14 protein-coding genes and 1 tRNA gene are annotated in these 14,665 nt (G+C 70.5%); 4 read left to right on the top strand and 11 right to left on the bottom strand.

From position 1 onward, the window contains the following. Positions 1 to 15 precede the first annotated feature (15 nt). Both JUB10_RS13890 and JUB10_RS13885 read right to left on the bottom strand, forming a co-directional pair. Positions 16 to 1,155 carry an NAD(P)/FAD-dependent oxidoreductase gene (locus JUB10_RS13890; protein ID WP_207457704.1) on the bottom strand — a complete coding sequence of 380 codons (1,140 nt, stop codon included), beginning with the start codon at positions 1,153 to 1,155 and terminating at the stop codon, positions 16 to 18. A 114-nt stretch (positions 1,156 to 1,269) separates the two neighbouring features. Then, the gene (locus tag JUB10_RS13885) at positions 1,270 to 2,415 is read right to left on the bottom strand and encodes a fatty acid desaturase family protein (RefSeq protein ID WP_207457702.1); all 1,146 of its coding nucleotides are present in this window, start codon (positions 2,413 to 2,415) and stop codon (positions 1,270 to 1,272) included. A gap of 272 nt (positions 2,416 to 2,687) precedes the next feature. On the opposite strand from JUB10_RS13885, the gene JUB10_RS13880 reads away from it, so the two are divergent. Beyond that, positions 2,688 to 3,071: a DUF2267 domain-containing protein gene (locus tag JUB10_RS13880; protein ID WP_207457700.1), complete on the top strand. Its 384-nt coding sequence runs from the start codon at positions 2,688 to 2,690 to the stop codon at positions 3,069 to 3,071. Positions 3,072 to 3,141: 70 nt separating this feature from the next. Here the strand turns inward: JUB10_RS13880 and JUB10_RS13875 are convergent, their stop codons facing one another. Genes JUB10_RS13875 through JUB10_RS13865 form a run of 3 tightly spaced genes read right to left on the bottom strand, consistent with a single transcriptional unit; the run spans position 3,142 to position 5,548 of the window. Next, entirely contained in the window at positions 3,142 to 3,765 is a 624-nt protein-coding gene (locus tag JUB10_RS13875) for an MBL fold metallo-hydrolase (RefSeq protein ID WP_207457698.1), read from the bottom strand. 47 nt (positions 3,766 to 3,812) lie between these two features. Continuing rightward, complete coding sequence (locus JUB10_RS13870) at positions 3,813 to 3,977, bottom strand: methionine/alanine import family NSS transporter small subunit (RefSeq protein WP_207457696.1); 165 nt, start codon at positions 3,975 to 3,977, stop codon at positions 3,813 to 3,815. Next, entirely contained in the window at positions 3,974 to 5,548 is a 1,575-nt protein-coding gene (locus tag JUB10_RS13865) for a sodium-dependent transporter (protein WP_207457694.1), read from the bottom strand. Before JUB10_RS13865 ends, JUB10_RS13870 begins: the two co-directional genes overlap by 4 nt. Before the next feature lie 242 nt (positions 5,549 to 5,790). On the opposite strand from JUB10_RS13865, the gene JUB10_RS13860 reads away from it, so the two are divergent. Both JUB10_RS13860 and JUB10_RS13855 read left to right on the top strand, forming a co-directional pair. Beyond that, a complete protein-coding gene (locus tag JUB10_RS13860) occupies positions 5,791 to 7,089 on the top strand; it encodes a Clp protease/crotonase-like domain-containing protein (RefSeq protein WP_207457693.1) in 1,299 nt (432 codons plus the stop codon). A gap of 7 nt (positions 7,090 to 7,096) precedes the next feature. Beyond that, a complete protein-coding gene (locus JUB10_RS13855) occupies positions 7,097 to 7,909 on the top strand; it encodes a GIY-YIG nuclease family protein (protein WP_207457692.1) in 813 nt (270 codons plus the stop codon). Positions 7,910 to 8,213: 304 nt separating this feature from the next. Here JUB10_RS13855 and JUB10_RS13850 read toward each other — a convergent pair. Both JUB10_RS13850 and JUB10_RS13845 read right to left on the bottom strand, forming a co-directional pair. After that, positions 8,214 to 8,290: transfer RNA gene (locus JUB10_RS13850), tRNA-Pro, on the bottom strand. 139 nt (positions 8,291 to 8,429) lie between these two features. After that, entirely contained in the window at positions 8,430 to 10,508 is a 2,079-nt protein-coding gene (locus JUB10_RS13845) for an MMPL family transporter (RefSeq protein ID WP_207457691.1), read from the bottom strand. Between the two features lie 58 nt (positions 10,509 to 10,566). Between JUB10_RS13845 and JUB10_RS13840 the strand changes: the two genes are divergently transcribed. After that, a complete protein-coding gene (locus JUB10_RS13840; RefSeq protein ID WP_207457690.1) occupies positions 10,567 to 11,061 on the top strand; it encodes a MarR family winged helix-turn-helix transcriptional regulator in 495 nt (164 codons plus the stop codon). Here JUB10_RS13840 and JUB10_RS13835 read toward each other — a convergent pair. From JUB10_RS13835 to cmk, 4 genes are read right to left on the bottom strand one after another with little or no spacing between them, the layout of a single operon-like run. Further along, entirely contained in the window at positions 11,058 to 11,927 is an 870-nt protein-coding gene (locus JUB10_RS13835) for an NUDIX hydrolase (RefSeq protein ID WP_307859240.1), read from the bottom strand. The genes JUB10_RS13840 and JUB10_RS13835 overlap by 4 nt on opposite strands. Positions 11,928 to 11,935: 8 nt before the next feature. Then, positions 11,936 to 12,487, bottom strand: a complete 552-nt coding sequence (locus tag JUB10_RS13830; RefSeq protein ID WP_207457688.1) for an MOSC domain-containing protein — start codon at positions 12,485 to 12,487, stop codon at positions 11,936 to 11,938. Beyond that, a complete protein-coding gene (der, locus tag JUB10_RS13825) occupies positions 12,484 to 13,992 on the bottom strand; it encodes a ribosome biogenesis GTPase Der (protein WP_207457687.1) in 1,509 nt (502 codons plus the stop codon). Before der ends, JUB10_RS13830 begins: the two co-directional genes overlap by 4 nt. Beyond that, positions 13,992 to 14,657 carry a (d)CMP kinase gene (cmk, locus tag JUB10_RS13820; RefSeq protein WP_207457685.1) on the bottom strand — a complete coding sequence of 222 codons (666 nt, stop codon included), beginning with the start codon at positions 14,655 to 14,657 and terminating at the stop codon, positions 13,992 to 13,994. Before cmk ends, der begins: the two co-directional genes overlap by 1 nt. Positions 14,658 to 14,665: the final 8 nt, after the last annotated feature.

Genomic DNA, 14,665 nt, shown 5'->3' with positions numbered 1-14,665 from the left:
ACGGTGCGCGTCCGGTCAGCCAAGAGTGAGGGAGTGCGTGCGCCACTCGACGCGGTCGGCGAACCGGCCGAGGCCGAACGAGCTGACGTCGGGCTCGGGCTCGCGGTGCTCGGCCAGGTCGGCGAGCACCTCGCCCATCAGCGCGGAGAACTTGAAGCCCTCGCCGGAGTCCCCGCAGGCGACGACGACGTCGCCGACCGTGTCGAGAACGAAGCGGCCGTCGGGCGAGTCGGTCCACGAGCACACCTGGGTCTGCACGACCTCCCGCGGCAGCGAGGGCAGGTGGCGCCGGATGCGCTCGGTGACGGCCGCCGTGACGCCCGGGTCCGGGCTTCGGTCGTCGTCGTCGGGCCGGTACTCCCGCAGCGGCAGGTCGAGCCCCGCCTTGTAGCCGGAGCCGGGCGTCGGCATCGCGTAGAGCACGGGGTCCTCGCCGTCCGCTCCGTCGATGAGGCAGGGCAGCGCATCGGTCAGCGTGGGGCGTTCCCGATCGCCGACCGTGACGACCTGTTCGAGGTGGGGACGCAGCGGCATCCGCACCCCCAGCGACGCGAGCAGGGGCTCGGACTCCGGGCCGGCAGCGAGCACCACACGGTCGTAGTCCTCGCTCGCGCCGTCCGCGTATCGCACGCGCGCGCCCGACGGCCTGCTCTCCACCGCCTGCACGGCGCGGCCGAACGCGGTGCGTCCGCCGGCGGCGGTGAAGAGGCCCAGCTGCGCGGCGAGCGACTCCGCGGCGAGCACGACGCCGGCGTCCTCCTGCCAGACCGCGGCGCGGTCGTCGGCCTCGAGACCGGGGAAGAACCGGGCGACGTCCGCGGCGTCCACCAGCGTGTGCGCGACGCCGACCGCCTGCAGGGCGGCGACGACCGCGTCGAGCGACGACCGGTCGCGCCAGAGGAGGCCCTGCCGCTGGAAGACCCGTCGGCCGGACCGCTCCTCGAGCCGCCGCATCGCGTCGATCGAGACCTGCGCCATCCGCACCCGCACCTCGTCGGCGTGCGTCAGGCGCCAGATGCGGGTCGGACCGGATGACGAGGAGCGCGGGTTGCCGGGACCGCAGCGGTCGACGAGCTCGACGTCGTGCCCGCGCAGGGCGAGCTGCGCCGCGGTGGGCAGCCCCCAGGCGCCGGCGCCGACGACGAGCACCTTCACGAGTCGCTCGCCGGGCGGACTGCGACCTGGTCGACGGATGTCACGGAGGACAGCCTCTCACCCGGCGCCATCCTCGACGATCTCGGGACACGCCCACCGGCTGGAGCGTGACGATCAGGCTCCGCTCCGCTTCCCCTCGGAAGAACCTTCCGACGCAGCCTCGATGCCGACGTACTGCCGTTCGGCGAGCAGTGGGCACTCGAACGGGTCGCGCTCCCCCAACCCGACCCGGTTGACGTAGCGGACGACGATCAGGTACGAGGCGAACAGCCCGACCTGCGTGTACGGCACGCCGTGCGCGCGGCAGTAGTCCTGGATGATCACGGCCGCGCGCCTCAGGTGCGGGCGGGGCATCGACGGGAAGAGGTGGTGTTCGACCTGGTAGTTGAGCCCGCCCATCAGCACGTCGACGAAACGATTGCCGCGGATGTTGCGGCTGAGCATGACCTGCCGGCGGAGGAAGTCCAGCGACACGTCGCGCCCGACGATGCCCATCCCCTTGTGGTTGGGGGCGAAGGACAGTCCCATGTACAGGCCGAACACGCCGAGCTGCACCCCGAGGAAGGCGAAGGCGAGCCCGGGCGAGAGCACGAGGAACACGAGCACCACGAAGCCGACCAGCCGAATGGTGAGGAATGCCAGCTCGACCCACCGCCGGTCCAGCCGCTCGCGGGTGAACACCCGCCTCACCCCCGAGGCGTGCAGCGACAGTCCCTCGAGCAGGAGCAGGGGGAAGAAGAACAGCCCCTGGTGCGCCCGCAGCCACCGCAGCACCGGGGAGCGCAGCCCGCGCGCCTGGTCCTGCGTGAGCGCGATGACCGGCAGATCGATGTCGGGGTCTGCGCCCTCCTTGTTGGGGTTGGCATGGTGCCGGGTGTGCTTGTGCTGCCACCAGCCGTAGCTCATGCCGATGAACAGGTCGCCCAGCACGAGGCTGACCCACTCGTTCCACTTGCCGGAGACGAAGATCTGCCGGTGCGCGGCGTCGTGGGCGAGGAACGCGATCTGGGTGAAGACGACCGCGAGCACCGCCGCGGTGACGAGTTGCCACCAGGTGTCGCCGATCAACACGAAGGCGGTGAGAGATCCCGCGAGCACGACCGGCACCCCGACGAGCTTCGTCCAGTAGTAGCCGTATCGTCGGCGGAGGAGCCCCCGCTCCCGGATCAGACGTGCGAGCTCGGTGAACTCGCTGGTGCCCCGCCCCTGTCGCCCGGTCGGCCGTACCGCCGCCGCGCCTGCTCGCTGGGTCTCGGTCATGACGACCTCCGCTTTGACTGCGTTTGCAACGCGAGCGGGAGACCTCGGCAGCTCGTCGTCGTCGATGTCGGCGGCGCGGCCACGGCCGGCGTCGACACGATCAAGCGCTCGTGATTCGCACGCTATGACCGGTTCCTGAGAACGAGGCGACGGCTTCCTACGCCTTTCCGCCACGTCGCGCCACCCCTCGCGTTCGCAAGCGCGAGCCCGACACTGAACGTGTGCCGCTCGGCTGCATCGCCGGTGCGCGGCACGGACGGACGGAGGAACCCATGGAGATCGACGACTTCATCGACCTGGTCGCGGCGCGGACCGGCGGCAACCGCTCGGGGCAGCGCGCGAAGGCGCTTGCCGACGCGACTTTCGCGACGCTCGGCGAGCGGATCAGCGGCGGGGAGGCACGCGCCCTCGCCTCGTCCCTGCCGAAGGAGGCGCAGTCGGGTCTCGTGAACGCCGACGAGGCGTCCGAGTCGTTCGGCGTCGACGAGTTCTACCGCCGCGTGGCGGAGCGCGCGGAGGTCGACGAGGGCATGGCCCAGGAGGGCGCGGCGGCGGTGCTGCAGACGCTGCGCGAGCTGGTCGGCGACCGCGGATGGGAGAACCTCGTGTCGCAACTGCCGCTCGAGTACGACGGACTCGTCGGCCCGATGAAGTGACGACCGTCAGGTGTCACGGATGACGGGGGCGTCCGGGTCGGCGTCGTCCGCGCCGGTCGCCCCGCAGCCGTCAGCGGTGCCGATGGGTGACGGGCCGCCTTGCTGGCGCGCCGTGCCCGAAGAGCACGAGGTCGGGCCGCAGTGCACGTAGACGCTGCATCGATCGGCGATTACGTTCCGGGTCGAGGGTGAGGAAGTCGGGCGGTTTTGTGACCCTTCCGAGGTGAAAGAACACGTCGCCGCAGAGCAGCACTCGGTCCGCCTCCCGCCACAGGGCGATGTGTCCAGGGGTGTGGCCCGGCACCTCGAGCACCGTGAAGCCTGCGACCTCGTCGCCCTCGCGCAACGCGCGGTCTACGGGATGCGCTGGCGGGGGTGGCATGCGCGAGAGTGCGCCCGCCACCGGACTCGCCGGAACCTGCATCGCGCCCGTCTCGATCGCCGTCACGTCATGGGCTCCGGCCCACAGTGGGATGCCGCGCGTCGTGCAGATGGCGTGACTGGCACCGAAATGATCGGGGTGAGCGTGTGTCACCACGTGGGCACTCAACGTGGCGCCTTCGAGTTGTCTCAGCACGCGACGGCGTGCGGAGGCTGTGCCGGAATCGACGAGCACGTCGCCGACGAGGTAGACGTTGATCTGGTTCGGGGGAAACCCGGTCAGCTGATGGACGTCTGGAGCCACCACGCGCATGGGGCATCGTAGCTCCGGCCTCCGCGCCGCGGCAGCCCCTGGTGCCCTCAGGTGTCACGGATGACGGGGGCGTCCGGGTCGGCGTCGTCGACGCCGCCCGCGGGGTAGTCCGCGCGGCTCGGCCGCCTCGCCAGGAACAGCATGCTCGCGACGAGCCCTCCCCAGATCACGACGATCGACAGGAGGAGGAAGACGATCGCGATCGGGGTCATCGGTCGCCCCTCTCTGAAGGCTGTCGGTTCGCGACCGGCAGCGGCGGCCAGGCGACGAAGTCGGAGCGTCCGTTCCGCCACGGCAAGGCTGTGAGCACGAGGGCTGCGACCACCGCGAGGGCGATGGTTCCCCATCCGAAGGACGCAAGGTACGGCGCGGGCAGCCCGCCGTAGCCATTGACAGCGAGCTCGACGATGCGGCTGACGAGCATGTATCCCAGCACCACGGGCACGACCCCGCCGACGAGCGCGATCCACGTGCGCCCCACTCTGAACGTCGACACCGAGTTCAGATGGAACTGCAGTTCGCGTCCCTTGCGCAGCACCCAGACCACGAGCACCGTCGTCAGCACGGCGGAGCCCACCACCCCGATGTTGTTCGCCCAGTTGTCGACGACGTCGAGGGCCAGCAGTCCGGTGGTCGTGGAGAACAGCAGCACCGAGAGCACCGCCGCGGGGATACCCGTGCGGAGCGTCGCCTGCACCCGCGACAGGCCGAACTTCTCCTGCACGCCCGCCGAGACGACCTGCAGCACCGAGAGCAGCGACGTGAACCCGGCCAGGGTGAGCGAGCCGAAGAACAGCGCGCCGAAGAGCGGTCCGCCGGGCATCTGCGACACGATCGCCGGGAAGGTCACGAACGACAGTCCGACTCCGGTCAGGCCCTCGAGCTCGCCGACGCCGACGCCCTGTTGCACCGCGAAGAATCCGAGCGTCGCGAACACGCCGATCCCCGCGAGGATCTCGAACGACGAGTTGGCGAACGCGACGACGAGCCCGGGAGCCGTCAGGTTCGACCGACGTGCCCGGTAGGACGCGTAGGTGACCATGATCCCGAAGGCGATCGAGAGCGAGAAGAAGATCTGGCTGTATGCGGCTATCCACACGTTGGGGTCGCCGAGGGCCGCCCAGTTCGGAGTGAAGAGGGCGTTGAGCCCGACATCCGCCCCCTCGAGGAACAGGGCGCGCACGACGAGCACGAGGAACGCGACGAGCAGCAGGGGAAGGAAGATCACGTTCGTCCGCTGGAGCCCCTTCGCGACGCCCGCCGCGAGCACGGCGAGTGTGACGATCCAGACGAGGGCGAGCGGCACCAGCACGCCGGGCACGAACTCGAAGCTCAGGCCGGGCGCGCCCACCTGCAGGTAGTCGCCCTGGAAGAAGGTTCCAGGGTCGTCGCCCCAGCGCAGGTCGAAGGAGAAGACGAAGTAGCTGAGGGCCCACGCGATGACGGCGGTGTAGTAGAGCGATATCACGAAGGCGATAGCGACCTGGAACCAGCCGAGTGCTTCGAGCCGCCGGCCACCGAGCCGGCGCAACGCGGCGGGCGCGGAGCCGCGGAAGCGATGCCCGATGGCGTAGTCGAGGAACAGGATCGGGATCCCGGCCGTGAGCAGGGCCACGAGGTAGGGGATCAGGAAGGCGCCGCCGCCGTTCTCGTAGGCCACGCCGGGGAAACGCCAGATGTTGCCCAGCCCGACGGCCGAGCCGATGGCGGCCAGGATGAATCCGACCTGACCCGTCCATTGCTCACGGGGCGGCGAAGCGTCTATCGCAGCACGTTCCGCCATGCGTGTCTCCCTCAGCGCCGGTCATCCTTCGATCGACGTTAACACCACGTCGCGCGGTGTTCAGCCCCTGCCGCCGAGAGGACGATGCGGTGCAGGACGAGGTGAGACGTCCGCAGCATTGGCCCATGCCTATTGGTGCTGGCAGTTCCGATTCCCGGCATCCGAGACACAACCTTCGCAGCCCTGTCTGTGGCCTCGACTACTTTCAGTTATGGGGCCACTTCACCCCAGGAGGGTGACCAATGAGCGACGAGATCGAACTCATCAGCGACGGAGACGGCCTCGCCGTATTCGGCGACGCTGCTGCTGTAGAGCGCTTCCTTTCCTCCGCCGGCGTTCCGTCGAAGGATCTGCAGCTGCACCAGAGGTTTGGCTCCGCCCTGAACGCAGGCGCGAGCGTGGCGCAGGGCGGATCCCAAATCGCCGCGAACTCGGGCCGCTGGGTAAAGCTCACGGAAGAGTCAGCCAAGGCACTCAAGCTCGGCAAGGCTATGAAGGGCTCGTCCGACGGCGTTAGCCGCGCCGTCGTCACCACGAGCAAGGGCAAGGTCACGAAGATTCTGGAGTTCGTGGAGCCTAATTCGGTCGGCTCCCTGCTCACCAATCCGGCGATGCTCGCCGGCGCGGCGGGAATCATGGCGCAGCTCGCCATGCAGCAGACCATGGAGGAAATCACCGAGTACCTCAAAGTGATCGACGAGAAGGTCGACGACATCCTGCGCGCCCAGAAGGACTCCGCCCTCGCCGAGATGATCGGCGTTGGGATGGTCCTTGATGACGCCATGCTCAAGCGAGAGCACGTCGGCCGCGTGTCCGAAGTGACCTGGTCGAGCATGCACGGCGCGGCCCAAATCATCGCCACCACGCAGGCCTACGCCCTGCGCCAGCTGGACGTTCTAGCCGAAAAGATGGAGCAGAAGTCGCGGGTTGGCGAGCTCGCGAAGCTGTCCGGTACGGCCGAAGCGACGGTCGAAGACTGGCTGGCGGTGCTCGCACGCTGCTTTCAACTTCAAGACGGCCTGGCGGTGCTTGAGCTCGACCGGGTACTGGACTCCAGCCTCGAGGATCTAGACCGCCACCGCGAGGCAGTACGGGCCGCCCGCGAGAAGCGTCGCGACCTTGTCTCGAAGAGCACCGTGCGGCTCCTGTCGCGGATGGACGCGGCCGCGGCGGGCGCGAACCAGCAGGTGCTCCTCCACCCGCTCAAGGCGGGCCGCGTGGTGCGCTCCGGCAATGAGATAGCAGACGACGTGATCGTCTTTCACAGGAAGCTCGGTATCGACGGCGACCGCAGCGCCATCGAGGCGAAGCCTTGGCGCGAGGCCGCCGGGGACGCGCGAGACGATGCCTTGAAGGTCACCGAGCGCACCGCGAGGAGCGTCGGGCAGTTCAGCGTGAAGACCTTCGAGGGCGCCAAGGCGGGTACGGAGAAGCTCGTCGAAGGGGTCGCCGAGAGGTTGCCCTGGCATCGGAACAAAAGTGCGCGACCCGAGACCGACAATGCCGCGGCGTCCACCCCGGCTGACAGGCCTACGGAATGAGGCATTCATGTCCCTGACCCTCGCCCCGCTCCTCCTCGACGCAGGCATCGATCCCGTTACCGCGCTCGTGATGCGTCACGCCTACGTCCGGGAGCACGAGGACAGCGGCCTCCGGGGCATCCACGCGGACTCCACGGACGCGGAGATCCTCGAGTACACCCGGACGCAGTCCGCCGACACGAGACGCTTTCCGCTCAATCCGCCGCGGCTCTGGGTGGTCTTTATTCGGGAGGGGGGCGACCAGGCGCGACTCTGGTCGGTGGTGGAGAACCGCGGCGAGGTGGCAAACACCGGAATCCTTCGCACCTTCGACGTCGCGCAGTCCGAGCATATGGCGGACCTTCGCGGTCGGCTCGTCATCGGGTGGAAGTCGCCGCGCACCTGGCGCATGAGTGGCACCGCGGCCGGCACTTATCCGGTCATAGGTATTGCGGACGCCGAGCCAATCCCATTTCCTGGCTTCGACCGGCTTGTTCTTAGCCATGCCCAGCTTCAGGCTGTAATGCGCGAGCATCGCTACGCCTCATGGCGAACGGCCCTTGCGTCCGTGGTGGGTATCTACCTCATCACCGACACCAGGGACGGCCGCCACTACGTCGGCAAAGCGGACGGTGAGGATAGCGTGCGGCAGCGTTGGAACGCATACGCGACGAACGGGCACGGCGGCAACGTCGAGCTGAGAGGCCTCGACGCGTCCACCTTCCGCTTTTCCCTGCTGCGCGTATTCGACCCGGCAACGCCTACGCGCGATATCGACGTCGCGGAGAGCCACTTCAAGGAAGCGCTGGACTCCCGGCGCCACGGACTCAACCGGAACTAAGCGACGAGACTGTTGCCGGGAGTCCGTCACATTTCGGGGCGGTGTGTCTTCTGGTCGGATCAGTAGTCGGCTCCGCCCACAAGGCCCTGCCGCACGGGGCGTCGCGGCCAATCGATCCCCAGCCGGAGTCGCTCGACGCGATTCGCGCCGAACTCGGCAAGAATGCCGCTGCGTCCTGGCCATCGGATCGCGCGTTACCGAGGAGCAGTCCCGTCAAAAGAAGAGGGCCCTTCGCTTTTGTGCGAGGGACTCTCTTTCGACCTTTGAGAGGACCTCTATTTCTCTGGTCCGAACAACCTCAATATGGTCGGGCTGACAGGATTTGAACCTGCGACCCCTTGACCCCCAGTCAAGTGCGCTACCAAGCTGCGCCACAGCCCGAGGCCACGAGCACCGCCCGTGACAACTCGACAAGCTTAGCGGGTCCGAAGGGGTGCCGGTGACACCGCCGTTCGGTCGCAGAGCGCGCGAACCGACCTCGAGCCGCTCGGGGAGGTCGATCAGCGCGCCCTCGGCGCGGTCAGCGCAGGGCGGGGTCGCGCTCCTGCTCCGGCACGCCGGGCACCTGCTCGTGCGAGCGGGTCGGCCACCAGAAGGCTCGACCGGTGAGGGCGGCGAGCGCGGGCACGATCAGCGTGCGCACGACGAGCGTGTCGAGCAGCACGCCGATGCAGACGATCGTGCCGATCTGGGCCAGCGCGACGACCGGCAGCACGCCGAGCACCGCGAAGACCGCGGCGAGGAGGATGCCGGCGCTCGTGATGACGCCGCCCGTCGAGGCGAGCGCGCGCACCAGGGCATCCGTCGGTGAGTGCGTCGCGAGCTCCTCGCGGGCACGCGTTGTGAGGAAGATGTTGTAGTCGATGCCGAGCGCGACGAGGAACAGGAACGCGAAGAGCGTCACCGTGGTGTCGAGTGCGGGGAAGCCGAGCAGCGTCGTGAAGACGAGGCTCGAGACACCGAGACTCGCGAGGAACGTCGCGACAACGGTCAGCACGAGCAGCACGGGGGCGAGCACGGAACGCAGCAGGGCGAAGAGGATCACGAGCACGATGCCGAGGATCAGCGGCGCGATGAGTGCGAGGTCGCGCTCGGACGCCTGCTGCACGTCGTAGTCCGTCGCGTCGCTGCCGCCGACGACAGTCTCCCCCAGCTCGCCGGACTCGGCGCCGTACGCGTTCCGTAGTGTCTGCACCGCCGCGAAGGCGTCGTCGCTCGCGGGCTCGGCGTCGAGGGTGACGTCGAGGCGGGTCAGGCCGCCGGCGGACTCCCCCGGTCGCACCGACTCGACGCCCTCGGTGTCCTCCGCGACCGCGAGGGCGTCCTGCACGGCGGCGTCCGGCGTGAGCACGATCGTCGTCGCGGTGAGGCCCGCGCCAAACGACTCGTCGATGATCTCCTGCGCCTGCACCGACTCCGGGTCACCGAGGAACTGGTCGGTCTGCGCGAGCCCCACCGAGTACGTCGTCAGACCGGCTGCGAGAGCGCCGAGCCCGACGACGCCCGCGACGAGCACGGCAACGGGGCGGCGCACGACGCCGCGGCCGAGGCGCGCCCAGAGGCTCGGCTTCGAGGGAGCGGAGCCGACGCGCGGCACGAACGGCCAGAACACCCCGCGGCCGCAGACGACGAGCGCGGCGGGCAGCGTGACGAGCGCGAACGCCATCGCGATGAGGATCCCGATGACGCAGGCGAGGCCGAGCGCCCGGTTGCCGGCGAGCGATGCGAACAGCAGCGTCGCGAGGCTCAGCACGACGGTGCCGCCACTGGCGAGGATCGCGACGCCGGCGTTCCGCAGGGCCTTCGCCATCGCGGCGTGCCGGTCGCCGGTGTGCAGCAGCTCCTCGCGGTACCGCGCGACCAGCAGCAGCGCGTAGTTGGTACCCGCACCGAAGACGAGCACGGAGAGGATGCCGCGGACGGAGGCGTCGAGGGTGACCCCGACCGACTCGGCGACGAGGGCTGCCACCCGCCCCGCCAGCGCGTCGGCCGTGCCGACGACCGCGAGCGGCACGATCCACAGCACCGGACTGCGGTAGGTGACGATGAGGAGCACCGCGACGACGATCACCGTGACGAGCAGCAGCCGGACGTCGGCCCCGGCGAAGGCGTTCGCGATGTCGTCCTGGAAGCCGAGCGCGCCGGTCAGCCGCGCGTCGAGTCCGGAGGGCAGGTCGTCGGAGGCGAGCTCTCGCAGAGTCTCGGCGGTGACGTCGATCTCGGCGTCCGCGTCGAGCGGCACGACGACGAGCGCCGCCGTGCCGTCCTCGCTCGGCTGCGGCACGACCGCCGGCGGCGCGATCGACTCGCCGGCGAGAGCCCGGGCGCGCTCGCCCACGGCGGTGAGCTCGTCGTCGCTCAGCTCGCCGCCGTCCTCGCGCGAGTAGACCAGGACCCCGACGCTCGCGTCGGCGGACGGGAACTCGTCGAGCAGGGCGTCGACCCGTGCGGACTCCGCCGACGCGGGCAGGCCGGTCTGCGGGAACTCGTCGCCCTCGGCGCTCGGCAGCAGCACGAACAGCGCGCCGGTCACGACGAGCGAGAGCATCAGCACCACCCACGCGCCGACTCGCCCCGTGATCCTCTCGATGGCCCGCATCGCATTCCTTCCGCTCTAAGTCTCTTAGTGACTAAGACTATTAGCAGGAGCGTAATCTGTGAACGCGAAGGGAGGCCGGATGCCGGAGCGCGACCAGACGGCCCGCGAGATCATCCGCGAGCTGCAGCTGCTGTCGACCGTGTCGCAACGCGTCGCCCAGGTCTTCGCCGGCCGCCACGGCCTCAGCTCGACCGACCTCGAGGCGCTGCTGCACGTGATGCAGGCGGATGCCGAGGGCGCGCCCCTCACCTCTGGCCGGCTCGGCGAGAAGCTCGGCGTGACCTCTGGCGCCGCCACCGGACTCATCGACCGGCTGGAGCGAGTGGGCCACGTGGCGCGCCGCCGCGACGAGCGCGACCGCCGCCGGGTACTGGTGCACTACGGGGAGGCGGCCGAGAGGGTCGCCCGCGAGTACTTCGGTCCGCTCAAGGCGACCTCCGACGAGGTCATGGCGGAGTTCGACGACCGGGAGCTCGAGGTGGTCGCCCGCTTCCTCGCGGCGATGGTCCCGGCCCTCGCACAGCACGCCGAGCGCGAGGCGGCGAAGGACTAGACGGCGTCGAGCAGGCCGAGCAGCCAGGACGGGCCGCGCACCGCGGCATCCGGAACGCGCTCGATGAGCCCGCGGTCGGCGGTGACGACGAGCGGCCGCGCGAGCGTCGCGGCCCGCTCCGCGATCGTCGAGTCGCCGTCGTGCGGCGCGTCGACCACCGTGAGCGCCCCGAATCGGACGGGCAGGTGCGGCGCACGGATGCCGCGTGCCTGCCCCTCCACGACGACCTCGAACGCGGGCCAGACCCGATCGACGTCGAGGCCGAGTTCCGCGCCCGGAAGGCCCGCGGCGGCGAGGGCGGCGAGCCGCTCGACGAGGCGGCTGTTCGCACCGGTGCGGTCGCGCCACCAGCCGTCGGGTCGGGAGCCCACGACGTTCGCGGCGTCGACGACCACGGTCGGCACGGCGTCGAAGACGGGGGCGAGCCGCTCCCACGACGCGGCGAGCCCCGGATGCAGGGGGTACCCGGTCACCTCGGCGCGCGGCACCCAGCCGAGTTCGATGCTCTCGGCATCCGTCGCCTCGGCGTCGAAGTGCGTCGCCGAGCGGGCGAGCACCGTCGTGTACGACCAGGCCTCGAGGTCGAGCACGGAGGCGGCGACGACCCGCACGTCGTGCTCGGGGATGCCCGCCTCCTCGGCGGACTCGCGCACCGCCGCGGTCACGGCGTCCTCGCCCTCGTGGCGGGCGCCGCCCGGCAGTCCCCACGTGCCCCCGAAGTGGCTCCAGACCGCGCGGTGCTGCAGCAGCACGCGGTCGTCGGGATCCACGAGCAGCAGCCCGGCCGCGCCGAACCGTCCCCAGAACCGGCGCCCGTCGGGCAGCTCGACCCAGGCGTCCCCCGGGTCGCGCGGCCCCGTCGGCACCGGAGGGTTCACGAGCGGAAGACCTCGAGCATCGTGGGCGAGCCGGTCGCGAGCGGCGTGACCTGGATAGGGTCGCCCGCGGTGACCGTGCCGCGCTTCACGACGCGGAAGTACGCGCCGAGCCGGCCCTCCTCGGCGAACCGCTTCACCCAGCCCCGTGCGTGCGGTCCGCCCACCCAGCGGGCGAACGTCGCGCAGGGCGTGCGCGGCATCGTCACGGCGAGCTCGACGGCATCCGGCCCGTCGCCGATGCGCCAGTGGTCGCCCACCCGCGCCTGGTTCGGGTCGATGCCGCTGACGCGCAGGTTCTCGCCGAACCAGCCGGGGTGCAGATCGCGGCCGAGCTCGGCGGACCAGAACGCGGCGTCCTCGTCGGAGTAGACGTACACCGCCTTGTCGAGGCCGCCGTGGTGCTTGCGGGACGCCTGCACGTCGGCGTACAGCCCGTACGGGCCGATCTTCACCGACCCGTCGACGGCGCGCTTGTCGATCGCCGTGATCCCGACCGCGCCCGGATCCGGTCGCAGCCGGGCGACGACGCACACGGCCGTGACCCTCACTTGCGCTGACGCCTCTCGCGCACGCGCATGTTGACGTTGATCGGCGTGCCCTCGAAGCCGTAGATCTCCCGCAGCCGGCGCGTGATGAAGCGGCGGTAGCCGGGGTCGAGGAAGCCGGTCGTGAACAGCACGAAGGTCGGCGGCCGCGTCGAGGCCTGCGTGCCGAACAGGATGCGCGGCTGCTTGCCGCCGCGCACCGGGTGCGGGTGCTCCGCGGTGAGCTCGGCGAGCAGGGCGTTGAACTTGCCGGTCGGAATGCGGGTGTCCCACGAGGCGAGCGCCGTCTCGAGGGCGGGCACGAGCTTCTCGAGGTGGCGGCCGGTGCGCGCGGAGATGTTGACGCGGGGCGCCCACGCGACGTGCGCGAGGTCCTGCTCGACCTCCCGCTCGAGGTAGCGGCGGCGGTCGTCGTCGAGCATGTCCCACTTGTTGAACGCCAGCACGAGCGCGCGGCCCGACTCGAGCACGAGGTCGATGATGCGCACGTCCTGCTCGCTGATCGGCTGGGTGACGTCGAGCAGCACGACGGCGACCTCGGCCTTCTCGAGCGCCGCGGAGGTGCGCAGCGACGCGTAGAAGTCGGCGCCCTGCTGCAGGTGCACGCGACGCCGGATGCCGGCGGTGTCGACGAACCGCCACACCTTGCCGGCCAGCTCGATCTGCTCGTCCACCGGGTCGCGGGTCGTGCCGGCGAGCTCGTTGACTACGACGCGCTCCTCCCCCGCCGCCTTGTTGAGCAGGCTCGACTTGCCGACGTTCGGCCGCCCGAGGAGGGCCACGCGGCGGGGACCGCCGACCTCCTCCTTCGCGACGGCGGAGACCTCGGGGAGGATCGTGAGCACGTGGTCGAGGAGATCGGCCACACCGCGGCCGTGCAGGGCCGAGACCGGCCAGGGCTGGTCGAGGCCGAGGTTCCATAGCGCCGCCGCGTCCGCCTCCTGCCGCACGTCGTCGACCTTGTTGGCGACGAGGATGACCGGCCTGCCGCTCTGGCGAAGCATGCGCACGACGCGCTCGTCGGTGGAGGTCGCGCCGACGTTCACGTCGACGACGAAGAGCACGGCGTCGGCGAGGTCGACCGCGACCTCGGCCTGCGCCGCGACGGAGGCGTCGATGCCCTTGGCGTCGGGCTCCCATCCGCCGGTGTCGACGAGCGTGAAGCGCCGGTCGTTCCACTCGGCGCGGTACGAGACGCGGTCGCGCGTGACGCCGGGCACGTCCTCGACGACGGCCTCGCGGCGGCCGAGGATGCGGTTGACCAGCGCGCTCTTGCCGACGTTCGGGCGGCCGACGATCGCGAGCACCGGCAGCGCCGGCAGGTACGTGATGCCGTCGGTGTCCTCGCCGGCGGACTCGAGCAGCGCCCGGTCCTCCTCGTCGAGGTCGTACTCCTCGAGGCCGGCGCGGAGGGCGGTGGCCCGGGCCGCGGCGGCGTCCTCGTCGATCGCCCGGATACGCTCCGCGAGGTCCGGATCGACCGCGCCGTACTCTTCTTCGTCCGCCATCAGTCGGTCACCTTCTTCACCAGTTCGACGATCGCGTCGACCGTCTGCCCGAAATCGAGCTCCGTCGAATCGACGGTCGTCACACCCTCCGCCGCGGACATGAAGTCCACGACGGCGAGGTCCTTGCGGTCGCGGGCGACGAGCTGATCGCCGACCGCGGCGGAGGCGTCGCCGAGCTGCGCCTGCCGGCGGGCGATGCGCGCCTCCTCGCTCGCCGTGAGCAGGATGCGCAGGTCGGCATCCGGCAGCACGACGGTCGTGATGTCGCGACCCTCGACCACGATGCCGGGCTTCGCCGTGCCCTCCACGATGTCGCGGAAACGGTCGTTCAGGCCGACGCGCACCTCGGGCACGCGGGCGATCGCACTCACGACGGCGGAGACGCGCGGCTCGCGAATCTCCTCGGTGACGTCGGTCTCGCCGACGCGCACGAAGTAGTCGTCGGGGTCGGTGCCGAGCCGCACGTCCGCGGTGCGGGCCATCTCCGCGGCGGCCGCCGCGTCGGCGGTGTCGACGCCCTGCTGCAGGCACGCGAGCGCGAGCGCGCGGTAGGCGGCGCCCGTGTCGAGGTAGGCGTAGCCGAGGGCGCGCGCGACGGCGCGGCTCACGCTCGACTTGCCGCTGCCGGCCGGTCCGTCGATCGCCACCGTGGTCACGTCGCTCATCCTGTCTC

It is taken from the genome of Desertivibrio insolitus, from assembly GCF_017355965.1.
GTDB lineage: Bacteria > Actinomycetota > Actinomycetes > Actinomycetales > Microbacteriaceae > JAFIQW01.
This window is presented reverse-complemented; position numbering and strand designations above follow the sequence as displayed.